Raw genomic sequence first — 22896 nt, 5'->3', positions numbered from 1 at the left:
CAGTGCATGCGCCTTGTCGCATGCTGCCGGCACGCCCGGCCCTCATGACGTTCATCCCCTTCTCTCCGCCAGTCCGGCATGCGTCTTTCCATCACCGCATCAGCGCCCGGTGGGGGCGCAAGGGAGAGTCGCAATGCATATCGAACCCGGCCAGCTGGCCGCTTCAACCATTCTTGGCGCCAATCTGGTTGCCGCTTCCGTACTCGTCAGCCAGGCACCGGCTCTGCTGCGCCGCCCGGCGCTGTGGCTGCGCACCCTGCTCGCCGCCGGCTTCTTCTCGCTGCTGATGCAGTCCTGGCACATGCAGGCCGGCGCGTCCGAACTGCATCTGATCGGCGCGATGCCGATCTATCTGCTCTTCGGCTTCCTGCCTTCGCTGTTCGGATTCGCGCTGGGTCTGCTGATGGAGGGCCTGCTCTTCGAGCCGCAGGACCTGATCCATCTGGGTGTGAATGCGCTCTCCCTGATCGTGCCGCTGATTGCGCTGCATGCGAGCATCGGCCCGCGTCTGGCGGCTGCCGCACGCGAGCGTTCGGTGGCGGCCGTGCTTCGACTCGACGCTGCGTACTACGGCGGCGTCACGCTGATGGTCGGCTTCTGGCTCAGCCAGGGTCTGGAAGCCACGCCTTTCCAGGCCTGGCTGCATTTCGCGCTGAGCTACGTGCTGCTGGTGCTGTTCGAGCCGCTGGTGACCTGGGCGCTGGTCAGCCTGCTGGCGCGGCGCGAGGGCGCGGCTCCCGCCTGGCTCACGCTGTGCCTCGATGAAAGCCTGACCCGCCGCAGCGCAGCGTGAGCGCGCCTGCAGAAACGCCTGCCCGCGGCACCGTGTGGTTCGTCGGTGCCGGGCCGGGCGACCCCGAGCTCATCACCGTGAAGGGCCGCGGCCTGATCGAGCGTGCCGGCGCGATCCTGTTCGCCGGCTCGCTGGTCAGCGAGGCCGCGACCCGCTGGGCGCCGCCGCACTGCACGATCGCCGACAGCAAGGACATGACCCTCGAAGCCATGACCGACTGGCTCGCCACCCAGGCGGCCCGGCACGAGATCGTGGTACGCCTGCAGACCGGCGACCCGGCGCTCTACGGCACGCTGATCGAGATGGTGCGTCCGCTCGATGCATTCGGCATACCGGTGGCCGTGGTGCCGGGCGTGTCGTCGGCGATGGCTTCCGCCGCTGCGGCGGTCGAGAGCTTCACCCTGCCGGAAGTGACCCAGACCACGATCTTCACCCGGGTGGAGGGGCGCACGCCGATGCCACCGGGCGAGGATCTGGCCACGCTGGCCGCGCACCGCTGCACGCTGTGCATCTTCCTCTCGATCACCCTGATGCATCGCGTCGAGGCCGGGCTGCGCGAAGCCGGCTGGCCGGAGGAGGCGCCCGTCCTGGTGGTGCACAAGGCGAGCTGGCCGGGCGAGGAGCAGATCCTGCGCGGCACGCTCGCCACCATCCGTCAGCAGTGTCGCGAGGCCCGCATCAACAGCCAGGCCATGGTCATCGCCAGCCCCACCCTAGGCGCGCGCGAATGGCCCGAACTCGCGCGTTCCAAACTCTACGACCCGCGCTTTACCCATCGATTCAGAAAGGCCAGCGCATGAATGACACGACCATCCTGATTGTCGGCCACGGCTCGCGTGAAGAGTCCGGCAATGCCGAAATCCGCGACTTCCTGAGCCAGTGGCGGGCGCTTCGGCCCGGCTGGCGTATCGAAGCCTGCTTCATCGAGTTCGCCCCGCCCTCGCTGCATGACGGCCTGCTCGCGGCTGGCCGCAACAGCCGGCGCGTTCTGGTGCTGCCGCTGATCCTCAATGCGGCCGGCCATGTGAAGATGGAAATTCCGGAAGCCATCGAGCATGCGCGCGCGCACTGCCCCGGCGTGAGCTTCCAGTACGCGCCGCACCTCACCGCCTGCGAGCCGGTGCTGGAGATCCTGCGCCGCCGCCTGCGCGGCGCGATGCACCAGCTCGACATGCCGGACCCGACCACCACCGGCGTGATCCTGCTCGGTCGTGGCTCCTCGGATCGTGGCGCCAATGGCGACATGGCCCGCATGGCGCGCTGGCTGCAGGAAGCGGGCGAGCACGAGCTGGTCGAGCTCGCCTTCACCGGCATCACCTGGCCGCGGCTTGAGCGTGTGGTGCAGCGCCAGAGCCTGATCGGCATGCGCCAGATCGTGGTGCTGCCCTATTACCTCTTCACCGGCACCCTGATGCAGCGCATCCACCGCCAGGTGGCCCATCTGCGCAGCCAGTATCCGCAGATCCGTTTTGCCTGCAGCACGCACTTCGGCTTCGAGCCGGAGATCTTCGCGCTGCTCGAAACGCGGGTGGACGACCTCATCGCCGGTCGCGAAGGCAGCGCCCTGCCCTGCGATGGCTGCAGCTACCGCGAGCTCGCGCATGACATGGGCCATGGTCACTCGCATGAGCACACCCATGCCGCCGTGATTCCGCTCCAGGTGGAGCCCGCCTGATGAGCAGCGTGAATACCGTCACCGAGCAGCTGACCCGCGCCGGTCAGGCGATCGAGCACGACAGCTTCGCGATCATCGATGCCGAGGCCGGGCCGCATGCCTACACCGCCGCACAGTGGCCGATCGTGCGGCGGATGATCCATGCCAATGCGGACTTCGATTTCAACGGCCTGACCGACTTCCACCCGGGCGCCGTGGAGGCCGGCGTGCAGGCGATGCTGCGCGGCGGCGCGGCGATGGTCGCCGATGTGGAGATGATCTGTTCGGGATTGTCGCGGCCCCGCCTGGCGCATTTCGGCATCCAGCCGCAGCAGTTCATCAGTGATGCGGATGTCATTGAAGCGGCGCAGAGGGAAGACAGCACCCGCGCCGTTCAGGCCATGCGCAAGGCGCATCGGCTGGGCCTGCTGTCAGGCGCGATCGTCGGCATCGGCAATGCGCCCACCGCGCTGATCGAGCTGGTGCGCCTGATCCGCGAGGAGGGCGTGCGGCCGGCGCTGGTCATCGGCATGCCGGTGGGATTCGTGTCGGCCGCCGAGTCGAAAGACCTGATGGCGCAGCAGGATGAGGTGCCCTGGATCGTGATCCGTGGCCGCAAGGGCGGCTCCACGCTCGTCGTGGCGGCGCTGCATGCTCTGCTCTCGCTCGCCGAGGCGCGGCAGAAAGCGCAGGCGTGAAGGAAGCAGGCGCCAAACCGCGCGGCACGCGCACCGGCTTCACCACTGGCGCCTGTTCGGCTGCGGCCGCGCGGGCGGCCGCAGTCGGTCTTGTCGAAGGCCGCGTGCCGGACGATATCGAAGCCCTGCTGCCCAATGGCCAGCGGGTGCGCTTCGCGGTGCAGGATGCGCACTGCGAAGGCGCGGCGGACGGGCGAGTTCTGTCGGCTCGCGCGGTGGTGGTGAAGTTCGCCGGCGATGATCCGGACTGCACCGACGGCGCACACCTCACCGCCCTTGTGCAGCGCCTGCCCGGCCGCGCCGGCTGCATCGAGATCGCCGGCGGCGAGGGCGTGGGCGTGGTGACGCTGCCGGGGCTCGGCTTGACCGTGGGCGAAGCGGCGATCAACCCGGTGCCACGCGCGAGCATCGAGGCCAATCTGCGCGAAGCCGTCGCCGGCCTGCTCGAGCGCGATGGCCTGCGCGTGATCGTCTCGGTGCCGCAGGGCGAAGAGATGGCGCGCAAGACGCACAACGCGCGGCTGGGCATTCTCGGTGGCATCTCGATCCTCGGCACCACCGGCATCGTGAAGCCCTACAGCACCGCTGCCTGGCGCGCGAGCGTGGTGCAGGGCATCCAGGTGGCGGCCACGCTGGGCCGTGAAACCGGACGCCCGGTCGTGGTGCTCACCACCGGTGGCCGCACCGAGCAGTTCGCGATGCGCGAATACGAGCAGCTGCCGCCGACCTGCTTCGTGCAGATGGGCGACTTCCTGCGCTATGCGCTGGACGAGGCGGTGGCCCAGGGCATCGCCATCGTGGTGATCGCCGGCATGGTGGGCAAGCTCACCAAGATTGCCCAGGGCGAATCCATCACCCACGCCAACCGCGCCGAGGTCGATACCGCCCTGCTCGCCGAACTGGCTCGCAGCATCGGTGCGGCCGAGGTTGATTGTGCCGACATCGCCGCCTCGCCCACCGCCCGCTTCGCCGCCGAGCGCATGGCCGAACGCGGCCTCCACCTCGCCTTTCACCAGGCACTTGCCGAACGCACCGTGCACACCCTGTGCGACCCCGAAACGGGTCGCTATGCCGGCCGCTTTGCGCTGCAGGTGCTGGTCTGTGATTTCGATGGTCAGAAGATCTGCGAGGCACGCTCGCAGGCACACGACGGAAACCTGGCCGCGCAGCCGCTGGCTGCCTTGCCCGGAACGGATGATGATGAAGATTGAAACCGAAGCCCTGAACGAGGCAGACCGCCACCGCGTGCGGCCCGACCCCTCACCCTGCCGCGTGATCGGCGTGCTCGATGACGGCGCCGCCAGCCTCGCCACGCCTGCGCTGGCCCATCTGCGCGCGGCGCGGGTGGTGATCGGCGCAGCCCGCACCCTGGCCCTGTTCGAAGATGAAATCTCCCCGTCGGCCGAGCGCCATGTGCTGGGTAATCTGGAGGCGGCGGCCGAGCGCATCCGTGCCGCCCGCGAGGCCGGCGATGCTGTCGTCATGCTGGCGACCGGCGACCCGCTCTGTCACGGCATTGCCGGCTGGCTCGCCTCGCATCTGTGCGTGCAGGCCATCGAAGTGCTGCCGAACGTGTCGACGCTGCAGCTCGCCTGTGCGCGGATCGGGCTGCCCTGGGCGGATGCGCGCATCGTGTCCATTCATGCCCGCGATGCCGGTGAATGGGCGCGTGGTGCCGGCCCGTCGCACGGCCTTCATGCGCTGGCCCAGGCCTTGCGCACGCAGGATCGCCTGCTGGTGCTGACCAGCCCGGCCAATACGCCGGATCGCGTCGCGCGCCTGATGCTGATTGAGGGCATGGCAGAGGATTTCCAGCTCGCGGTGGCCGAGCGCCTGAACCAGGCCGGCGAGCGCGTGCTGGCCGATCTGGCGGTGGCGGATGCCGCTGGCATGCGCTTTGCCGACCCCAATGTGCTGCTGATCTGGCGTCAGCGCGCGCGGCCCAATCCGGTGCGCTTCGGCCTGATGGACTCGGCCTATGCGCAGCGCCAGCCGGAGAAGGGGCTCATCACCAAGCAGGAGGTCCGCGCGGTGTCGCTCGCGCGCCTGCAGCTGCGTGCCGACAGCCGGGTGTGGGACATCGGTGCCGGCAGCGGCTCGGTCGGGCTGGAGGCGGCACGCCTGTGCCCGCAAGGCCATGTCTGGGCCATCGAGAAGAATCATGATGACTTTGTTATTGCCGGGCGGAATCGCGATGGCTTCGGCCTCTCCAACTACACCCTGATCCATGGCAAGGCGCCGGAGGGCCTGGAGCTGTGGCCCGATCCGGATGCGGTCTTCATCGGCGGCTCGGGTGGCGAGCTGGCCGGTCTGATCCATCTCTGCCTGGCCCGCCTGCGGCCGGGCGGATGGCTGGTGATGAACTTCGTCACGCTCGAGAATCTGGCGACCGCCACCGCCACGCTGGAGGCGGCTTCTGCCGTCTGGGACGTGCTGCAGTTGCAGGCCGCGCGCAGCCGCCCGATTCTCGCCATGCACCGCATGGCCGCCGAGAATCCGGTCTGGATCGTCTGTGCGCAGGCCGCCGCAAAGGAGGCTGCCCATGGCTGAATCGCCGACGCGCTACGGCACCTTCTACGGCGTGAGCCTCGGTCCGGGCGACCCCGGTCTGATTACCTGCCGGGCCTGGGCGCTGCTGGAGCGGCGCGATGCGGTCTGGGTCTATCCCGCGCGCAGCAGCAGGACCCCGAGCTATGCCTTTGACATTGTCAGCCGTGCCGGGCTGACACCACCGGCGCAGCATCAGACCCTGCTGTTCCCGATGACCCATGACGCGGAAAAGCTGGTCCGCAGCTGGTCGCGCGCAGCCGATGTGGTGCTGCCACTGCTGCAGGCCGGGCGTGACGTGATGTTCCTCGTCGAGGGTGACGCCAGCACCTATGCCACCTTCGGCCATCTGCTGCGCGTGCTGCGCGAGCGGGATGCGGCCGTGCCGGTCGAGGTGGTGGCCGGCGTCAATTCCTTCAGCGCGGCGAGTGCGGCGCTCGCCCGGCCGCTGTGCGAGCAGGACGACACCGTGGCCATCGTGCCGGCGGCCTACGGCGTGAGCGCAATCGATCGCCTGCTGCAGGATTTCGACAGCCTGGTGCTGCTCAAGGTGAAGCCCCTGATCGAGGACTTGTTCGACTGGCTCGAAGCGCGCGGGCTGCTGGCCGACGCCTGCTTCATCGAGCGCTGCGGCGCACCGGACGAGCGCGTCGTCCGCGGTGCCGCGATGCTGGCCCTGCGCGGCAGCACGGTCAGCTATCTGTCATTGATGCTGGTGAAAAGCCCGCACCGGGTGCGCGGCGAGCGCATCCGTGGCTGTCTGAAGAAAGCCGGGCCGGGCGGGGTGTCTGCGCTGGCCACGGCGGAAGAGGAATGAACATGGATGTCTTGCAGCAAACACGGGTGAGCCTGGTGGCGATCACCCGGCATGGCGCGGCGCAGGTCGCCCGCCTCGCGGCGGAAATGCCCGCTGCCACGGTGCGCGTGTCGGCGAAGTTTGCCGCGGCGATGGCGGGCCTCGCCAACCCGGTGCGGGTGCATGAAGGCGCCTTGCGCGACGAGATCGCGGCGATGATGGCGGAGAGTGACCAGATCGTGTTCTTCGTGTCGCTCGGCGCGGTGGTGCGTCTGGTCGCCCCGCATCTGAAGAGCAAGGATGAAGACCCCGGCGTGCTGGTGGTGGACGACGCGGCGCAGTACGTGATTCCGGTGCTCTCCGGGCATGTTGGCGGCGCCAACGCGATGGCGGAGCAGGTCGCCGCGCTGCTCGGGGCTACGCCGGTGATCACCACCGCATCGGATGTGGGCCGCACGATTCCGGTCGATATTCTCGGCCGCGAACTCGGCTGGCGGGTCGAGGCGCCCAAGCTCAACATCACCCGGGTTTCGGCTGCCGTGGTCAATGAAGAGCCGGTCGCTTTCGTGCAGGAAGCCGGCACCCCGCACTGGTGGACCCGGCCCACGCCGCTGCCGGCCAACATCCACCGCTATGCCAGCCTGGCCGAGGTGGATCTCACGCGTTATGCCGCTGTCCTGCTGGTGACGCATGCCGAGCTGAGCCCCGAACAATGGCAGGCGCTGCCCGAGCGGCTGGTGGTGTATCGCCCGCCGCGGGAGGGCACATGAGGATCGCGATCGGTCTCGGGTGTGACCGCGGCACCCCGCAGGCCACGCTGGCCCGGGCCGTCGATGAGGCGCTTGCCCGGTCCGGCTTCGCCGAAGCCGAGGTGGTCGCCGCGGCCAGCATCACGCTGAAGGCGGATGAGCCGGGCCTGTGCGGGCTCGCCCGTTCCCGCGGCTGGCCCTTGCGCTTCTATCCGGCGGAGCTGCTGATGGAGGTGGCGGTGCCGAATCCCTCGGAAACGGTGCGCCGGTATACCGGCACGCCCTCGGTCAGCGAAGCCGCCGCGCTGCTTGCCGCCCAGGCGGAAGACGCCTCCGCGCTGATCGTTGAGAAGCACCGTCTCAAAGGCCTGGACGGACGCAATGCCACCGTCTCCATTGCGCGTGCCAATCCGCATCGCGGACTGTTCAATGCCGCCGAACGTCAGGCGGCCCAGCGCGTGCTGGCGGCGCGGCGCGACATGCGCCATTTCCAGCCCGGCTGCCTGATCGACGACGCCACGCGCGAGCGTCTGCAGATCGCGCTGATGCAGGCACCCTCGGTCGGCCTGATGCAGCCTTGGCGCGTGTTGCGGATCACCGATCCGGTGCTGCGCGAGCGCCTGGCCGCCATCGTGATCCGCGAGTGCGAGGAAACGGCCCGGGCGATGGGCGAGCGCGAGGCAGCGTTCCGTGCGCTGAAGGTCGAAGGTGTGCGCGAGGCCGCCGAGTTGTGGGCCGTGGTGCTGGCGCCGGATGACGGCACGCTCTTCGGCCGTCGCACGATGCCCGACGAAATGGCCTGGTGTTCGGTGGGCGCGGCGGTACAGAACCTCTGGCTGGCCGCACGCGCCGAAAACCTGGGGCTGGGCTGGGTGTCGCTCTTCGATCCGCAGGCGCTGGCCGACGCGCTTGGCCTGCCGCCGGGCGCGATGCCGCTGGGCCTGCTGTGCATCGGCCCGGTCGCCGCCTTCTATCCCGGTCCGATGCTGACCCTCGCCGGCTGGCGCTCGCCCCGCGAGGCGAGCGCACTCTTCGGCGAGAACCGCTGGGCCTTTGCCGCGCCGGAACACACAGGCTGAATCCATGCCATACAAGGAAAAACAGGACACTTTCCCCATGCACACAGACACGCAAATGCCATCGGCATCAGGTGGCCGGATCATGCTGGTCGGCATCGGCCCGGGCAGCACCGAGCACATGACGCTGCGCGCACGCGAAGCGATTGCCGAGGCCGACACCATCATCGGCTATGTCACCTACATCAGGCTGGTGGCCGATCTCATCGAGGGCAAGGAGGTCATCCGCAAGAGCATGACCGAGGAACTCGATCGCGCGGTCGAGGCGCTGGCGCGCGCCCGCGAAGGCCGCAAGGTGGCGCTGATTTCTTCCGGAGACGCTGGCGTCTACGGCATGGCCGGGCCGACCTACGAAGTGCTGTTCCAGGCTGGCTGGACGCCCGACAGCGGCATCGAGGTCGAGATCGTGCCGGGGGCCTCGGCGCTCAACAGCTGTGCGGCGCTGATCGGTGCGCCGCTGACGCACGACTTCTGCGCGATCTCGCTGTCGGACCTGCTGACGCCCTGGCCGGTGATCGCGCGCCGGCTTGATGCCGCGGCGGCGGCGGATTTCGTCGTGGCGCTCTACAACCCCAAGAGCGGCCGGCGCACCCGGCAGATTGTGGAGGCGCAGCGCCTCTTCCTGCGCCATCGTCATCCCGACACGCCGGTTGCCATCGTCAAGAGCGCCTACCGCCGTCGCGAACACATCGTGCTCAGCACGCTCGCACAGATGACGGAGGCGGACATCGGCATGCTCAGCACCGTGCTGATCGGCAACAGCAGCACCTTCGTGCGCGAGGGCCTGATGGTCACGCCGCGCGGCTATGCCAACAAATACGATCTCGATGAAGGGGGCAGCGCACGCGAAGGCGAGCGGGCCGGCCGTTCGCTGTCCACCGGCCTCAACGGCTGGCTCGCCGGCCTGCAGGAAGATCTGGCCGCAGGCATTGCGCTGGAAACATTGGCCGCCCGCCATCGACTGCCCGCGGACTATCTGCGCGAGACCCTGGCCGAGCCGCTGGACCTCCTTGTCGCCAGCGAAGCAGAGGAGGGCGGGGAATGAGCGGAAAGGACCTCATTGAGCCCGTGGTGAAACCGAAGATCGGTGACTACGGCCGCCACCTGCTGGTGTGCACCGGCCCGCGCTGCGCGCAGGACGGTGCCGCGCAGGCGCTGTTCGACAGCCTCGGCGAGCGCCTGAAGGCGGCCGGGCTCAACGAAGGCGCGCTGCGGGTGAAACGCAGCCGGGTCAGCTGTTTCGCCGCCTGCAAGGGGGGCCCCATCGTCTGCGTGCAGCCCGATGGCAGCTGGTATTACAACGTGACGCCGGAAAACATGGACCGCATCATCCGCGAGCACCTGGTCGGCGGTCGCCCGGTGGCCGAACTGTGCTTCCACCAGGGGCCGGGTACGGCCTGCGATGTGCAGCGTGACTGATGCCGAAGTCATTGCCTGCGCTGCGTGCCGGTCGCTGGAGAAAGCCGTTATGCTGCCATGCAGCACCCCCTTGTTGCGGCAGGAGCCTTTCCGATGAATCCTTGTCACGGTTTTGCCGGAATGCTCCGGCGCTTTCTGCAAGCCGGCGCACTCGCTGCGCTGCTGCTGCCCGGTCTGCCGGCCCGGGCGCTGGAACTCAGGCTCGAATTCATCAACGCCCTGCCCACGGTGACGGCGACGCTTCCGGACGGGCAGACCCTGCACCTGCTTGTCGACCTCGGCGGCGACGCTGCCTTGCGGCTCAATCGCGAATGGATCACCCGCCTCGGGCTGACGGCCCTGCCCACAGAAGGCAAGAGTCAGGACGCTTTCGCCCGCGGCCTCGACAACACACGCTACGGGGCGCTGGATCTCCAGCTGGGCGGGGAGCGTTTTCACATTGACGACGTACGCCCCGGCCGTGACCGCCCGGGCATTGATGGCTACATCGGTGCGCCGCTGCTGATGCCGTACCGCATCGTGTTCGAGTATGCGCAGCAGCGCATCCGCCTGCTGCCGCCGGCGCAGGCGGATGCCGTCTGCCAGGGCAAGACCCTGCCGCTGCAGAAAATGGGGCGGCTGCTGGTGGTCGAGGCGCAGAGTGCGCTGGGGCCGCTGCGCCTGGGCATCGATTCCGGCGCGAATTACAACGTCATCCAGCGCAGTCGCCTTCTTGCTGACAGCGACGCCGTCCAGACCCTGCCGGCGCTGCAACTGGCCGGCCTGCCGCAAGCGGACCTGCGCTTCAAGCCCCTGGCGCTGCAGATCAGCGGCCTCGACGGTTTCCTCGGGACGCCATTCTTCAGCGCGCAGCCGGTGTGCATCGACGCGGCGGCCGCGACGATGATCCTCGGCAGCTGAGCAGCCTCCTTCAGCCTCCATGAACCGGGCCTGTGGAAGCGAACCCGGCGCGCGGAGCCTCGTAGGGCGCACTGAGCGAAGCGAACTGCGCCGCAGTCCTGCGCTTCCGGCCCTAGGAATGACTCCGAAAGCAAGCGTTCGACCCAGGCGGATCGGTCGTCCGGCCTGCGGGGCAGCTACGGCGCGCTTCGCTACGCTCAGGGCGCCCTGCGTGTCGGGCACGAGCACATCATCCTGCGCACCCAACACCCGGATTTTCAGGCCGGTTCGATTTCCACCGTCACATGCACCAGTTCTTCATGAATCGCCAGTTGCTGGCGGAAGTATTCGGCGCTGGCGGGTTCGCGGGTGGCGAGGCGCAGGATGCAGGCATAGCTGCCCTTGCCGACGCGCCACACATGCAGGTCGAGGATGCGGGCGGGAATCGGGCTGGCGGCGATGACTTCGCGCACTTCCTCGACCACCGGTGCATCCATTTCGGCGTCCAGCAGCACGCGGCCGGTCTGGCGCAGCAGGCCCAGCGACCATCTGCCGACTAGCACCGCGCCGGCGAGGCCCATCACCGGGTCCAGCCAGTCCGCGCCCCACAGCTTGCCGGCGGCGAGTGCCACGATGGCCGCCACCGAGGTCGCCGCATCCGCGAGCACATGCAGGTAGGCGGCGCGCTGGTTGAGGTCATGGTGATGCTCGTGCCCGTGCCCGTGCCCGTGCCCGTGCGCATGGCCGTGATCGTGATCATGGTCGTGAGGGTGTTCGTCCTTCAGCAGCCAGGCGCAGACCAGATTCACTGCCAGGCCGATGGCCGCGATCAGCATGGCTTCGTCATAACGGATCGGGCGCGGCGCGAAGAGGCGCCCGGTCGATTCGAACACCATCACGCCGGCTACACCCAGCAGGCACAGCGCGCTGGTATAGCCGCCGAGCACTTCGAATTTCCAGGCACCGAAGGAAAAGCGCGGATCGCGCGCAAAGCGGCGTGCCAGCGCATAGGCCAGCAGCGCGAGGCCCAGCGCCAGCGCGTGCGAACTCATGTGCCAGCCGTCGGCCAGCAGCGCCATGGAGTTGTAGTACCAGCCGCCGCTGATCTCGGCGACCATCATCAGCGCGGTCAGCAAGACGGCCCAGCGCGTCTTGCGCTCGGCCAGGGGATTGCCTTCGTCAAACCGGCCGACGTGGCTGCAATGATGGGCAAGACTCGCATTCATGATCGGGGGCGTCCTGTATATACTCCCCCCCAGTATAAGCATCCCACCGGAGAAGCACCATATGGCTCATACCCTGCGTGACAGGAAACCGCTGCTCGCCCGCGTCCGCCGCCTCCAGGGCCAGTTGCGCTCGCTTGAAACCGTGCTTGAGGAGGGCGGCGAGTGCGCCAGGGTGCTGCAACAGATCGCTGCGGTGCGCGGTGCGGTGAATGGCCTGATGAATCAGGTCCTCGAAGGTCACATCCGCGAGCATCTGGCGCGGCCCGACGCCACGCCGGCGGAGCGCGAGGCGGATGCGGATGAGGTGCTGGCGGTGCTTCGCAGCTATCTCAAGTGAAGGGAAGGGCGGGCGTTTGCCGTGCTTGCTGCCGGGGAGGCAGACAGGTGGCGCCCGGCGCAGGGCTTTGGGCGGATGAAGCGGATGGGATGCGCCGCCTTGCGGGAGCAGCGGAGCGCGGAATCCGGGTGCCACGCGTGAGGCGCAGCCCGGATTCCGCATGCGGCCGCGCTCAGCCTGCGCTGGCCAGCGCCTGGCCGAAATCGGCGAGCAGGTCGTCGATGTCTTCGATGCCGACCGAGATCCGCACCGTGCCGTCGGAAATGCCCATCTCGGCGCGGCGCACCGGGCCCATCTCGGCGTAGATGGTGTGCGCAACCGGAATCACCAGAGTCCGGTTGTCACCCAGATTGCTGGCCAGCACCGCGAGTTCCAGCGCATCCAGAAAGCGGAAGCAGTCGACTTCCGGCTTCAGCTCGATGGCCATCAGCGCGCCGAAATGGCGGAAGAGCCCCTGGGCGCGGCCATGCTGGGGATGGGCCTCAAGGCTCGGATGGAAGACCCGGGCGATCGCCGGATGCGCGGCAAACCAGGTCGCCAGCTTGGCGGCATTGGCGGCGGAGCGTTCCTGGCGCAGCGAGAGCGTTTCGGCGCCGATCGCGATGTGATGTGCCGATTCCGGTGCCAGCGTGGCGCCCATGTCGCGCAGGCCCTTTTTCTTGATCTGCAGCAGGCCCCAGTTCTGCGCGGCGCCGGTCTTGTAGGCATCGATAATGTTGGGGAAGTTCGCCCAGTCGAACACTCCGGTTTCGGTGACCGAGCCGCCGAGCGCGTTGCCATGCCCGCCGATGTATTTCGACAGCGAGTTGATGACCAGCCCGGCGCCGACTGCTTTCGGCTGGAAGCACCAGGGCGAGGTCATGGTGTTGTCGACGATGTAGAGCAGGCCCTGCTCGCCGCACAGCTTGCCGATGGCGGCCAGATCGGCGATCTGGGTGCAGGGGTTGGCGATGGTTTCAACAAAGACCGCGCGCGTATTGGGCTGCAGCGCGGCGGCCACGTTGGCGACGTCGGTCGCATCGACGAAGCTCACCTCGATGCCGTAGTTCTTCAGCGTGTTGAACACGCTGTTGGTATTGCCGAAGAGAAAGCTGCTCGACACCAGGTGGTCGCCCGCTTTCAGCAGCGAGAGCAGGGTGGCGCTGATCGCGGCCATGCCGGTGGCAAAGCAGGTGGTGGCCAGCCCGCCTTCCATCAGGCTCAGCTTCTTTTCGAGCGCCACGACGGTCGGGTTGACCTGCCGGCCGTAGGTGTAGCCGGCTTTCTTGCCCTGGAACACGGCGGCGATGTCGGCCGCGGTTTCGTGTTCGAAGGTGATCGAGTTGTGAACCGGTTTGTGCAGCGAGCCGTGTTCGACGCCGATTGCGCGGTCGCTGTGCAGGATCCGGGTAGTGAAGCCTTTCGTGCTCATGTGATGCGTCTTTCTTGCCTGTGGCCGAAAGGAAGGATTCTAGACCTTTCGACGCGGCTTTCGTCCGGCGCCGGCTGCAGCAGGCGAACCCCGGGCGCACACTGTGGTCAGACCCTGAACGGCCGCGGAGCGCCGCCGGCCTTCGAGCCACCCTTGCCGAACCGAGGAGAAACATGTCCGTCCGACTTTTTGCAGCCCTGCTGCCTGTGACCTTCGCCCTGGCCCAGCCCGCGCTGGCCGACGATGCCCTGAAACCCTTTCCGGAGGCCGCGCCGGGCATGGTTCGCCATGTGCTGAAGCTGGCCGAGGTGGCTGATCCGGATGCCTTCCGCGTCGAGATCCTGGCAGGCCGCACGGTGGAGGCCGACTGCAACCTGAAGCGCTACGGTGCCACGATCACCATGCAGGACGTGCCCGGCTGGGGCTACACCTACTACACCGTGTCCCCCTTGCAGGGCCCGGCGAGCACGATGATGGCTTGCCCGCCCGAGCATCGCGAGCGGCGCTTCGTGGCCGCCCGCTTCGGCGACAACGCCCTGCTGCGCTACAACCCGCGTCTGCCGCTGGTGATCTACGCGCCGGCCGATGTCGAGGTGAAATACCGCGTCTGGCAGGCGGGTGCGCTGCAGGACGCGCCCTGAGGCGAGGGGCTCAGCGCGCGTCAGCCTTCGCGGCGGCAAATGCCATCCGCAGCGTCCGGGCCATGGCCCAGAACAGCAGCAGCGGGATCAGCAGCGCCTGCATCAGGAAGTACACGATCAGGTGGATCATGTGATTCACCCACTGATCCGCCTGACTCCTGAGCGTCTCGTAGAGCTGCTTTGCGCTTTGCAGCGGTGAGCTCAGGACTTCGCCTGCCTCGTGCAGGCCACGCATGATGCGGTCGAAGGTGCTGCGCTCTTGCTCGGCAGCCGGTTTCGCGGCGGACATCTGACTGCGCAGGCTGTCGACCTGGTGTGCGCCGCGATCCAGCGCCTGGGTGGCGTTCGAATAGTCCTGCTGCATGAAGCGGGACCACGCCAGATCCGAACCGATGGCCGCCAGTGGCAGGCCGAAGCGCGCCATCAGCAGCACCAGCAGTGCAGACAGAAGCGGGCGCGGAACGCGCCAGCCCTGCCAGGCACAGGCCGCCACCAGTGCCGCGCCCGCACTCAGCAGGAGCGGCAGCAGCGAGCTTGCGCCCATCACCAGCAGCAGCTTTTGCAGTGCGAAGGCGGCGGTGATGAAGAGCATGATGTTGGAGAAGTCTTCCACCATGTCGTTGAGCGGATCGAGCAGCTCGCCCGGCGCGATGCTGCCGCCGCTGCCCAGCAGCGGAATGCTGACATTGACAGTGGTGCTCTGCAGGAAGGAAATGCCCGCGTTCAGGCTGCGGGCCACTGCAAAGGTGGTGGCCGAGCGCTTGAAGCCGGCGTCCACATAGCCGGCAGACAGCGTGTCGAGCAGGGGAAGCCAGGCGATCACGGCCAGAACAATCAGGGCGATGGGCAGCGCCAGCATTCGGGCGCGGGAGGCGGGAGCGGTGTGCATGGGGAGAGTCCGGAACGGGCGAAGAGACCGGCCCTCATTCTTTGGCCTGGCTTGAAAGCCGGCCAGCCGCTGCGCGCAAGCCACCGCTTTTTTTCACAGACTGCAAGGATCCGGAAACTGCCGGGCGCGGCTTTGCCTGCTTTTGCCCGGCTTGATACCCGCTGACCGCGATTCACCTTTTCCCCGTGCAGGATGCGCGCAGCGGTTGCAGTCCGCAGCCGGTATCCCGTCTTCCGGAGAAAAACTTGAAACCCCTCTTCCCAGCCCTCGCCCTCCTCGCGCTCTGCGCGTCCCCTTCCGTTTTCGCTGGCGGCTTTGACGGGCCCTATGTGCAGGGCCTGCTGGGCGTCAATCGTGGCTCCTTGCACGACAATCTGGATGGCTCGAAATCCGGCATGCGTGCGGTCGGCCAGATCTCCGCCGGCTCGACCCGCACCTATGGCGAGAGCGAACTGTTCAACCTCGGCGTGGGCTTTTTCTACACCGCCGGCAGGCAATCCTTCACCAGTGCCGACAGCGCAGGCGCTTCCGCCCGCTACACGGTGAAAGACGCCATGGGCCTCACGTTCGAGCCCGGCCTCAACCTCGGCGCGAACGCGCTGCTCTACACCAAGCTTGGCTATGTGAAGGCCACCGTCGACGCGCGCCGCAGCGACGCGGCAGGCGCCAGCACGAGCGCCGGCAACGGTTATGACGGCATCATCTACGGCCTCGGCGCGAAAGTCCGTCTGAGCGAAACCGTCTACGGCGTGGCCGAAATCCAGCAGTACGCCTTCAACAAGAAGGAAGACGTGAAGCCCGCCTCGCTCGGCGCATATGTCGGCGTGGGCTATCGCTTCTGAGTGTTGTCTGCATGTGAAAACGCCCGCATTGTCGCGGGCGTTTTTGCGTCGGGCTCAGGCTACGGTGACCGGGATCTTGCCGATCTTCGTCTGCCATTCCTTCGGCCCGGTGTTGTGTACCGAAATGCCGGCGGAATCCACGGCTACGGTCACCGGCATGTCCTGCACGGTGAATTCGTAGATGGCTTCCATGCCCAGGTCTTCAAAGGCCAGTACCTTCGCGGCCTTGATCGCCTTGGAGACGAGGTAGGCGGCGCCGCCCACGGCCATCAGGTACACCGACTGGTGGCGCTTGATCGCTTCAATGGCGACCGGGCCGCGTTCGGACTTGCCGATCATGCCGAGCAGGCCGGTTTCAGCCAGCACCTGCTCGGTAAACTTGTCCATGCGCGTGGCGGTGGTGGGGCCGGCCGGGCCGACGACTTCATCACGCACCGGGTCGACCGGGCCGACGTAGTAGATGAACTTGCCGGCCAGATCCACCGGCAGCTTTTCGCCGCGGTTCAACATGTCGGTCATGCGCTTGTGCGCGGCGTCTCGGCCGGTCAGCATCTTGCCGTTCAGGAGCAACACGTCACCGGGTTTCCACGAGGCGACTTCTTCGCGGGTCACGGTGTCGAGATTCACGCGGCGGCCCTTGGACGCGTCGTAAGTGAGGCTCGGCCAGTCATCCAGTGAAGGCGGATCCAGATAGACCGGGCCGGAGCCGTCCAGTTCGAAGTGGGCGTGGCGGGTGGCGGCGCAGTTCGGGATGATCGCGACCGGCAGGTTGGCGGCGTGGGTCGGGTAGTCCGACACCTTCACGTCCAGCACGGTGGTGAGGCCGCCGAGGCCTTGTGCGCCGATGCCCAGCGCATTGACCTTCTCGTAGAGCTCGATGCGCAGCTCTTCGGCGCGATTGCTCGGGCCGCGGGCGATCAGGTCCTGAATGTCGATCGGCTCCATCAGCGCTTCCTTCGCGAGCAGCATGGCCTTCTCGGCGGTGCCGCCGATGCCGATGCCGAGCATGCCCGGCGGGCACCAGCCGGCGCCCATGGTCGGCACGGTCTTGAGCACCCAGTCGACGATGGAGTCGGACGGATTCAGCATCGCGAACTTGCTCTTGGCTTCCGAACCACCGCCCTTGGCGGCGACGATCACGTCCAGCTTGTCGCCTGGCACGATGCTCATGTTGATCACCGCCGGGGTGTTGTCCTTGGTGTTGGCGCGCTTGCCGGCCGGGTCGGCCAGGACGGACGCGCGCAGCTTGTTGTCCGGATGCAGGTAGGCACGGCGCACGCCTTCGTTCACCGCATCTTCGAGCGAACCGGTGAAGCCTTCCCACTGCACGTTCATGCCGACCTTGAGGAAGACGGTGACGATGCCGGTGTCCTGACAGATCGGGCGATGGCCTTCGGCGCACATGCGCGAGTTGATCAGGATCTGCGCCATGGCGTCGCGCGCGGCGGGGCTCTCTTCGCGCTCGTAGGCGGCGGCGAGGCCCTTGATGTAATCAACCGGGTGGTAGTAGCTGATGTACTGCAGCGCGCCGGCGACGCTGTCGATCAGGTCGGCTTGCTTGATGATGGCCATGGCGGTTTCCTGTCAGAGAAATGGGGCTGTGCGGGGCGGTTGGATCAGTGTTCGAGTTCTTTGGTGAGGACAAGCGTGCTGTTCATCAGCTTGTCGGTGTAGGCCATGAGCAGTGCGGAGATCACGAAGGTCAGGTGGATGCCGACCTGGAACATGACGCCGTGCTCGAGCTTGGTCAGCGAAAACGCATCAGGCGCCTGGGCCATCTTGCTGCCGACTTCGATGAAGGTCTTGAGCAGGTGGATCGACGAGATGCCGATCAGTGCGGTGGCGAGCTTGACCTTCAGCACGCCGGCATTCACATGCGAGAGCCACTCCGGCTGATCGGGATGGTCATCCAGATCCAGGCGGGACACGAAGGTCTGGTAACCCCCCACGGTCACCATGATCAGCAGGTTGGCCACCATGACCACGTCGATCAGGCCCAGCACGATCAGCATGATCTCGACCTCGCTCAGCGAGACAGTATGGCTGACGAGATGAACCAGCTCCTGCAGGAACTTGAACACATACACGCCCTGGGCAAAAACCAGGCCGAGGTAGAGCGGGGCTTGCAGCCAGCGGCTGCCGAAGAGGAAGGCTTCGAGGTGGTGCGAGAAGGGTTTGCTCATGGTCTCTCTTCCGGTCTCCGGCCTGCCGTGTGGCGCGCGCGGTGGGCGTGCGCACCGTGCCGGCGCGGCAATCATCAAACGGAATCAAATGGTTGGGAGAAGGTGCCGGATCTGTGCCCGGTCAAGGCAGCAGTATAACAGTGGCGCCGGGCGTGCCTGCCGCGGCTAGAATCCCGGGATTACCCCCATGAAGGCCTGTTCCATGCTGCTCGACCCGAATTATCTGCGTGACCACATCCGTACCGTTCCCGACTGGCCCATTCCCGGCGTGCAGTTCCGCGACATCACGCCGCTGCTGCAGAACCCGGAGAGCCTGCGGGTGCTGGTCCAGCATTTCGTGCTGCGTTACATGCATCAGAAGATCGACGTGGTGGCCGGGCTGGACGCACGCGGCTTCATCATCGGCTCCATCGTGGCTTACGAGCTCAATGTGGGCTTCGTGCCGATCCGCAAGAAGGGCAAGCTGCCCTACACCACGATCGCCGAGGAGTACGAACTCGAATACGGCAGCGCCACCGTCGAGATGCATGCCGACGCCTGCAAGGCCGGCGATCGCGTACTGCTGATCGACGACCTGATCGCCACCGGCGGCACCATGATGGCTGGCAAGAAGCTGCTCGAGCGTCTCGGTGCGACCGTGGTCGAAGGTGCCGCCATCGTCGACCTGCCCGAGCTGGGCGGCTCGAAGCTGCTGCGTGAGGCGGGTCTGAAACTCTTCACGCTGGTCGACTTCGCCGGCCACTGAGCGCGCCATGAAAACCACTACGCACCCTGACGCCATACGCATCCAGCGCCTGCTGGATGCCGCCGGTATTTCCGCCACCGTGGTGGAGTTCGAGCAGAGCACGCACAGCTCGGCCGAAGCCGCGGCCGCGGTGGGCTGCGCGGTCGAAGAAATCGCCAAGACCGTGGTGTTTCGTGGCAGGCAGAGCGGCGCGGCAGCGGTGGTCATCGCCAGTGGTGCCAACCGCATCTGCGAAAAGAAGCTTGCTGCACTGCTGGGCGAGAAGCCCGGCCGTGCGGATGCCGACTTCGTGCTGCAAGCCACCGGTTATGTGGTGGGCGGCGTGGCGCCCCTGGGCCATCCCGCGCCGCTGCGCCTGTTTCTCGATGCCGACCTGCAGCGCTTCCCGCGCATCTGGTCGGCTGCCGGCACGCCCAACGCCGTCTTCCCCCTCAGCCCCGCCCAGCTCGCGCAGCTGACCGCCGCGCCCTGGGCGGATGTCCGCAAGGACTGAGCGGACCACCTCGTCGTTTTGCCCGTCCTGAAGCGTCCGTTTGCGCGCCGTGCGCCTTGGCCGAGGCGCGTCAAAAATCGACCGGAGCGCTGAGAAAAAGCTGAAATTTCAAGCCTCTCCGACCCCCTATACTGCCCCGCACGCAACAGGAACGACGCAAAAAAAGGGGGAGACAGCATGCGGGCAATCAGGGGAGTGCTGGCCGGCGGTCAGATCCGCACGGCGATGCCGTGGATTCTGGCGGGGCTGGTGGGGGCGTGCGGAGGCGGCAATCAGGTGAGCCCTGAAGTGCCGGCCGGCAGCAGCAGTGCCAGTTCGGCCAGTGCATCGAGTCAGGCTGCCAGTTCCAGCGCGGCCAGCAGCGCAGGCAGCTCGGCTGCGGCGAGCAGCAGTACGGCCTCCTCGGCCGCGACGATCCTGCCGCCGGTCGCCCTTCAGGTGCCCACCCTGGCCTATGACGACAGCCATATCGAACTCGTCTGGAAGAAGCCGGAGGTCTATGCCGACATCGTGGATTACAGGGTCTACCTGAACGGCAGCCTGCTGGGCAGTGCCTCGGCGAACGCGCTGCAGCACTCGCCGGCCGCGTCCTACATCAAGGGCTTCCGCGAAGCCGATACGGCGAACTTCCATGTGTCGGTGCGGCACCACGCCTTCAGCGTGAGTGGCCTCAAGGCCGATACCGAGTACCGCTTCACCGTGCGCTCGGTCAACAGCAAGGGTGAGGAATCTGCTGACAGCGCGCCGCTACTGGCCCGCACCGCACCCGCTTTCGCGAAGACGGTGAATGTCGCGGCCGCCGGCGCGAAAGGCGATGGCGCCACGCTCAACACCGCCGTGATCCAGCAGGCGATCGATGACTGCGCTAGGGGCTCCGGCTCGGCCTATGGCTGTCGCGTGCTGATTCCGGGGGACGACGCCAGCGGCAAGGTTTTCGTGACCGGTGCGCTCTTCCTGCGCAGCAACATGACGCTGGAAATCGCGGCCGGTGCCACCCTGCAGGCCTCCTCGAACGCGGCGGATTTCCCGCTCGAAAAGGGTTACCAGCTCTACAGCTTCTTCAACAGCTCGGTGGATGACCGCCGCCCGCCCTCGGTGCTGAACCTGCTCTCGGACGCGCATCGCAACGGCGCCGCGGCCCTGACCGATCACCAGGGTTATGACGACACCCGCAATGTGTTCAGCAATGTGCGCATCGTGGGTCAGGGCGCGATCGATGGCAGTGGCTGGGTGCGTGACGGGGTGACGCTGACCGACGAGATCGGCAACAAGCTGCCGAACTTTCTCAACAGCGGCGTGAAGAACTGGAACGCCTACGGCCTGCTCGTGCGCAGCCAGGTGCTCGCCGCCCAGACCGCGCTGGGTCGTGCTTTCACCAGCACAGAGGAGACCGAGTACTACAACCAGCGGCGCTCGAGTCTGGCGACATTCCGCGGCGTGAAGAACATCCTGCTGAGCGGCCTCACCCTTCTCAATCCGGCCAATCACGGCCCGATGTTCCTCGAGAGCGAAAACGTGGTGCTGGCGGGCACCGCCTCCAAGACCTACGACATCAACAATGCTGACGGCGTGGAGTTCGGCAGCAGCAGCGGCATCACGGTCTACAACAACTTCTTCGATACCGGCGACGACTGCGTGAACTTCGCGGCCGGGCAGGGCAGCGACTATGAAGCCGGCCATCCGGCCGAGCAGGCCTGGATCTTCAACAACTACATGCGCGAGGGGCATGGCGCAGTGGTGGCCGGCAGCCATACGGCGGCCTGGATCCAGGATTTCCTGGTCGAGGACAATGTGATGTATCACACCGACAACGGCCTGCGCATGAAGAGCCAGCCCCAGACCGGCGGCGGCGCGCGGCGTATCGTGTTCCGCGACAACGCGATGAAGGACATGAGCACCAATGCCTTCATCATGACGCTGGCCTACAGCGCGGTGACCACGCAATACAGCAAGGCGAGCGCTGTGGCGCAGTTCCGCGACATCACCATCAGCAACATCTCGCTCGACAACATCTCGGCCGGCGGAGCGCCGATCCTGGTCGATGCCTATGCCGGCACCGACGCTTCGCTGGGCTATCCGGAAACTTTCCATGAGAACGTGGTCTTCCGGGGGGTGAAGATCGCCAACGCGAAGACGGCCACCAAAATCAGCCGTCTCGCCCGCAGCAGCTTCACCGATGTGAGCGTCACCAACAGCGCGTCGGGTTTCTGGGTGGTCAGCGACTCGCCGGCTCTGGTCTTTACAAATGTGACCGGCAAGTGAGGAGCGTGCCCGGGTCACTCGCCCGGGCGCCGCAGTGGGTGTTCATCGCACCGGAGCGCAGCGGCGGCCGACCCATGTCGCCACGCCCAGCAAGGCCAGCAGCGCGACGCTGCCGTCGAGCAGGAAGAGCGCTGACACGCTGAGGTGAGGAATGAGCAGGGCGGCCACCCAGGGCGCGATCAGCATCGCGCCGCTCTGGAAGGCCTGCATTCTTGCGCTCGCGAGGGCCACGCCCTGCGGAAAGCGCTGTACCACCACCACGCTGGACTGGATGGTCTGCACCGATGCGCAGAGGCCGGTGCAGAAGAAGAGCAGGCCGGCGAACCAGGGTGCGAGCGCCGGCGGCAAGCGGAAGGCGAAGCCGAGTCCGATGAAGCAGACCGCAACGAGGCCGCTGGCGAACAGGGTGAGGCGCAGCGGATCCGGCCCGGCCTGTGCGGCCCGCTTGCGGCGGGCCAGCCAGGCGGCCGCCAGGATGCCGCCCGCGCCGGAGCAGGACACCAGCAGGCCCAGCAGCGCCTTGTCGAAACCTGCCTTGTGCAGCAGTACCGGCAACTGGTTGTTGATCAGGAAGACCATGAAGGAAAAGACGGTCACCGTGCCCAGCAGGGTGCGCAGCAGATCGCGGTTTTCATCGACTGGCGCCCCGCTGGCAGGGACCGGGGCTTCGCGCACCGGCTTCGGCGTGCCGGGGCCGATGGCGGCCTGACCCCGGAAGGCCGCGGCCAGCAGGGCGAGCGCGATCAGGCTCAGCAGGATTGATGCGCTCAGCGCCGAGGCTTCGCCAAAGCGTGAGGCCAGCGTGCTGCCGATGACCGGTGCGGCGATCTTCGAGGCATTGCGCAGCACGCCCAGCATGCTGAAGTAGCGCGGCACGTCTTCCGTTTTCACGACGCGGGCCACGAGCAGATTGGCGGCGGACTCCGTCGGCGTGTTGAACAGCGCGCGCAGCACCAGCAGCCCGCAGAAGAGCGCGACGGGTGCCTGCAGCAGCAGAAGGCCGGTGCTGAGCGTGCGCAGGCCCAGCGCGGCGAGCAGGATGGGCAGCGGCCGGCTGCGGTCCAGCCAGCGCCCGATGCGCGGCCCGAGCAGCATCGAGGGCAGCACGAAGATCGCGCTGATCAGCGCCATCAGGCTGGCGCTGGCCTGATACACATAGGCCGCCAGGGTCAGGATCGCGAGAAAGTCGATCCAGCCGCCAAAGCCGGCCAGCGCGGTGCCCAGCATCAGCCCCCGCGTGGTCCTGTTCCACATCC

24 protein-coding genes are annotated in these 22896 nt (G+C 67.1%); 18 read left to right on the top strand and 6 right to left on the bottom strand.

What is annotated here, in order from left to right:
* The first annotated feature begins 133 nt into the window (after positions 1-133).
* The 12 genes from ABDB87_RS07045 to ABDB87_RS06990 all read left to right on the top strand — a co-directional run bounded on the left by ABDB87_RS07045 (position 134) and on the right by ABDB87_RS06990 (position 10632).
* Positions 134-793, top strand: coding sequence for an energy-coupling factor ABC transporter permease (locus ABDB87_RS07045; protein ID WP_345925410.1), 660 nt, complete (start codon positions 134-136; stop codon positions 791-793).
* Positions 790-1593, top strand: coding sequence for a precorrin-4 C(11)-methyltransferase (cobM, locus tag ABDB87_RS07040; protein WP_345925408.1), 804 nt, complete (start codon positions 790-792; stop codon positions 1591-1593). The genes ABDB87_RS07045 and cobM overlap by 4 nt, the downstream gene beginning before the upstream one ends.
* Entirely contained in the window at positions 1590-2468 is an 879-nt protein-coding gene (locus ABDB87_RS07035) for a sirohydrochlorin chelatase (protein ID WP_345925406.1), read from the top strand. Before cobM ends, ABDB87_RS07035 begins: the two co-directional genes overlap by 4 nt.
* Complete coding sequence (locus ABDB87_RS07030) at positions 2468-3145, top strand: precorrin-8X methylmutase (protein ID WP_345925404.1); 678 nt, start codon at positions 2468-2470, stop codon at positions 3143-3145. The genes ABDB87_RS07035 and ABDB87_RS07030 overlap by 1 nt, the downstream gene beginning before the upstream one ends.
* A complete protein-coding gene (locus ABDB87_RS07025) occupies positions 3142-4356 on the top strand; it encodes a cobalt-precorrin-5B (C(1))-methyltransferase (RefSeq protein WP_345925402.1) in 1215 nt (404 codons plus the stop codon). The genes ABDB87_RS07030 and ABDB87_RS07025 overlap by 4 nt, the downstream gene beginning before the upstream one ends.
* Entirely contained in the window at positions 4340-5695 is a 1356-nt protein-coding gene (gene cbiE / locus ABDB87_RS07020; protein ID WP_345925400.1) for a precorrin-6y C5,15-methyltransferase (decarboxylating) subunit CbiE, read from the top strand. The genes ABDB87_RS07025 and cbiE overlap by 17 nt, the downstream gene beginning before the upstream one ends.
* Positions 5688-6509: a precorrin-2 C(20)-methyltransferase gene (gene cobI / locus ABDB87_RS07015; RefSeq protein ID WP_345925398.1), complete on the top strand. Its 822-nt coding sequence runs from the start codon at positions 5688-5690 to the stop codon at positions 6507-6509. Before cbiE ends, cobI begins: the two co-directional genes overlap by 8 nt.
* 2 nt (positions 6510-6511) lie before the next feature.
* Positions 6512-7258, top strand: a complete 747-nt coding sequence (locus tag ABDB87_RS07010) for a cobalamin biosynthesis central domain-containing protein (RefSeq protein WP_345925396.1) — start codon at positions 6512-6514, stop codon at positions 7256-7258.
* A complete protein-coding gene (gene bluB, locus ABDB87_RS07005) occupies positions 7255-8316 on the top strand; it encodes a 5,6-dimethylbenzimidazole synthase (RefSeq protein WP_345925394.1) in 1062 nt (353 codons plus the stop codon). The genes ABDB87_RS07010 and bluB overlap by 4 nt, the downstream gene beginning before the upstream one ends.
* A 55-nt stretch (positions 8317-8371) precedes the next feature.
* Positions 8372-9358: a precorrin-3B C(17)-methyltransferase gene (cobJ, locus tag ABDB87_RS07000; RefSeq protein WP_385917463.1), complete on the top strand. Its 987-nt coding sequence runs from the start codon at positions 8372-8374 to the stop codon at positions 9356-9358.
* On the top strand, positions 9355-9732 hold the full coding sequence (locus ABDB87_RS06995; RefSeq protein WP_345925391.1) for a (2Fe-2S) ferredoxin domain-containing protein: 378 nt from the start codon (positions 9355-9357) through the stop codon (positions 9730-9732). The genes cobJ and ABDB87_RS06995 overlap by 4 nt, the downstream gene beginning before the upstream one ends.
* 93 nt (positions 9733-9825) lie before the next feature.
* Positions 9826-10632: a hypothetical protein gene (locus tag ABDB87_RS06990; RefSeq protein ID WP_345925389.1), complete on the top strand. Its 807-nt coding sequence runs from the start codon at positions 9826-9828 to the stop codon at positions 10630-10632.
* A 257-nt stretch (positions 10633-10889) separates the two neighbouring features.
* Here ABDB87_RS06990 and dmeF read toward each other — a convergent pair whose 3' ends face one another.
* Positions 10890-11837 (bottom strand): CDF family Co(II)/Ni(II) efflux transporter DmeF, encoded by a 948-nt coding sequence (gene dmeF, locus ABDB87_RS06985; protein ID WP_345925387.1) that lies wholly within the window; start codon positions 11835-11837, stop codon positions 10890-10892.
* A 61-nt stretch (positions 11838-11898) separates the two neighbouring features.
* On the opposite strand from dmeF, the gene ABDB87_RS06980 reads away from it, so the two are divergent.
* Positions 11899-12174, top strand: coding sequence for a metal/formaldehyde-sensitive transcriptional repressor (locus ABDB87_RS06980; RefSeq protein ID WP_345925386.1), 276 nt, complete (start codon positions 11899-11901; stop codon positions 12172-12174).
* Positions 12175-12346: 172 nt separating this feature from the next.
* Here the strand turns inward: ABDB87_RS06980 and ABDB87_RS06975 are convergent, their stop codons facing one another.
* Complete coding sequence (locus ABDB87_RS06975) at positions 12347-13585, bottom strand: cystathionine gamma-synthase family protein (RefSeq protein ID WP_345925384.1); 1239 nt, start codon at positions 13583-13585, stop codon at positions 12347-12349.
* 173 nt (positions 13586-13758) lie between these two features.
* Between ABDB87_RS06975 and eco the strand changes: the two genes are divergently transcribed.
* Positions 13759-14226 (top strand): serine protease inhibitor ecotin, encoded by a 468-nt coding sequence (gene eco, locus ABDB87_RS06970; RefSeq protein WP_345925382.1) that lies wholly within the window; start codon positions 13759-13761, stop codon positions 14224-14226.
* A 10-nt stretch (positions 14227-14236) separates the two neighbouring features.
* On the opposite strand, the gene ABDB87_RS06965 is transcribed toward eco, so the two are convergent.
* A complete protein-coding gene (locus ABDB87_RS06965) occupies positions 14237-15115 on the bottom strand; it encodes a hypothetical protein (RefSeq protein WP_345925380.1) in 879 nt (292 codons plus the stop codon).
* Positions 15116-15360: 245 nt separating this feature from the next.
* Between ABDB87_RS06965 and ABDB87_RS06960 the strand changes: the two genes are divergently transcribed.
* The gene (locus ABDB87_RS06960) at positions 15361-15957 is read left to right on the top strand and encodes an outer membrane protein (protein ID WP_345925378.1); all 597 of its coding nucleotides are present in this window, start codon (positions 15361-15363) and stop codon (positions 15955-15957) included.
* Between the two features lie 54 nt (positions 15958-16011).
* Here ABDB87_RS06960 and ABDB87_RS06955 read toward each other — a convergent pair whose 3' ends face one another.
* Entirely contained in the window at positions 16012-17529 is a 1518-nt protein-coding gene (locus ABDB87_RS06955; RefSeq protein ID WP_345925376.1) for a fumarate hydratase, read from the bottom strand.
* A 44-nt stretch (positions 17530-17573) separates the two neighbouring features.
* Positions 17574-18140: a TIGR00645 family protein gene (locus tag ABDB87_RS06950; RefSeq protein ID WP_345925374.1), complete on the bottom strand. Its 567-nt coding sequence runs from the start codon at positions 18138-18140 to the stop codon at positions 17574-17576.
* Between the two features lie 187 nt (positions 18141-18327).
* Here ABDB87_RS06950 and ABDB87_RS06945 point away from each other — a divergent pair, with 187 nt between their 5' ends.
* The 3 genes from ABDB87_RS06945 (at position 18328) to ABDB87_RS06935 (ending at position 21640) form a co-directional block, all read left to right on the top strand.
* The gene (locus ABDB87_RS06945; RefSeq protein WP_345925372.1) at positions 18328-18885 is read left to right on the top strand and encodes an adenine phosphoribosyltransferase; all 558 of its coding nucleotides are present in this window, start codon (positions 18328-18330) and stop codon (positions 18883-18885) included.
* A 7-nt stretch (positions 18886-18892) separates the two neighbouring features.
* Positions 18893-19378 (top strand): YbaK/EbsC family protein, encoded by a 486-nt coding sequence (locus ABDB87_RS06940; protein WP_345925370.1) that lies wholly within the window; start codon positions 18893-18895, stop codon positions 19376-19378.
* A 177-nt stretch (positions 19379-19555) separates the two neighbouring features.
* Entirely contained in the window at positions 19556-21640 is a 2085-nt protein-coding gene (locus ABDB87_RS06935; RefSeq protein ID WP_345925369.1) for a glycosyl hydrolase family 28 protein, read from the top strand.
* Positions 21641-21682: 42 nt separating this feature from the next.
* On the opposite strand, the gene ABDB87_RS06930 is transcribed toward ABDB87_RS06935, so the two are convergent.
* Positions 21683-22894 carry an MFS transporter gene (locus ABDB87_RS06930; RefSeq protein WP_345925367.1) on the bottom strand — a complete coding sequence of 404 codons (1212 nt, stop codon included), beginning with the start codon at positions 22892-22894 and terminating at the stop codon, positions 21683-21685.
* Between the last annotated feature and the right edge of the window lie 2 nt (positions 22895-22896).

Source organism: Uliginosibacterium paludis, from assembly GCF_039631355.1.
GTDB classification, from domain to species: domain Bacteria; phylum Pseudomonadota; class Gammaproteobacteria; order Burkholderiales; family Rhodocyclaceae; genus Uliginosibacterium; species Uliginosibacterium paludis.
Note: the sequence above shows the minus strand (reverse complement) of the source record. Positions and strands in the feature narration are given on the sequence as shown.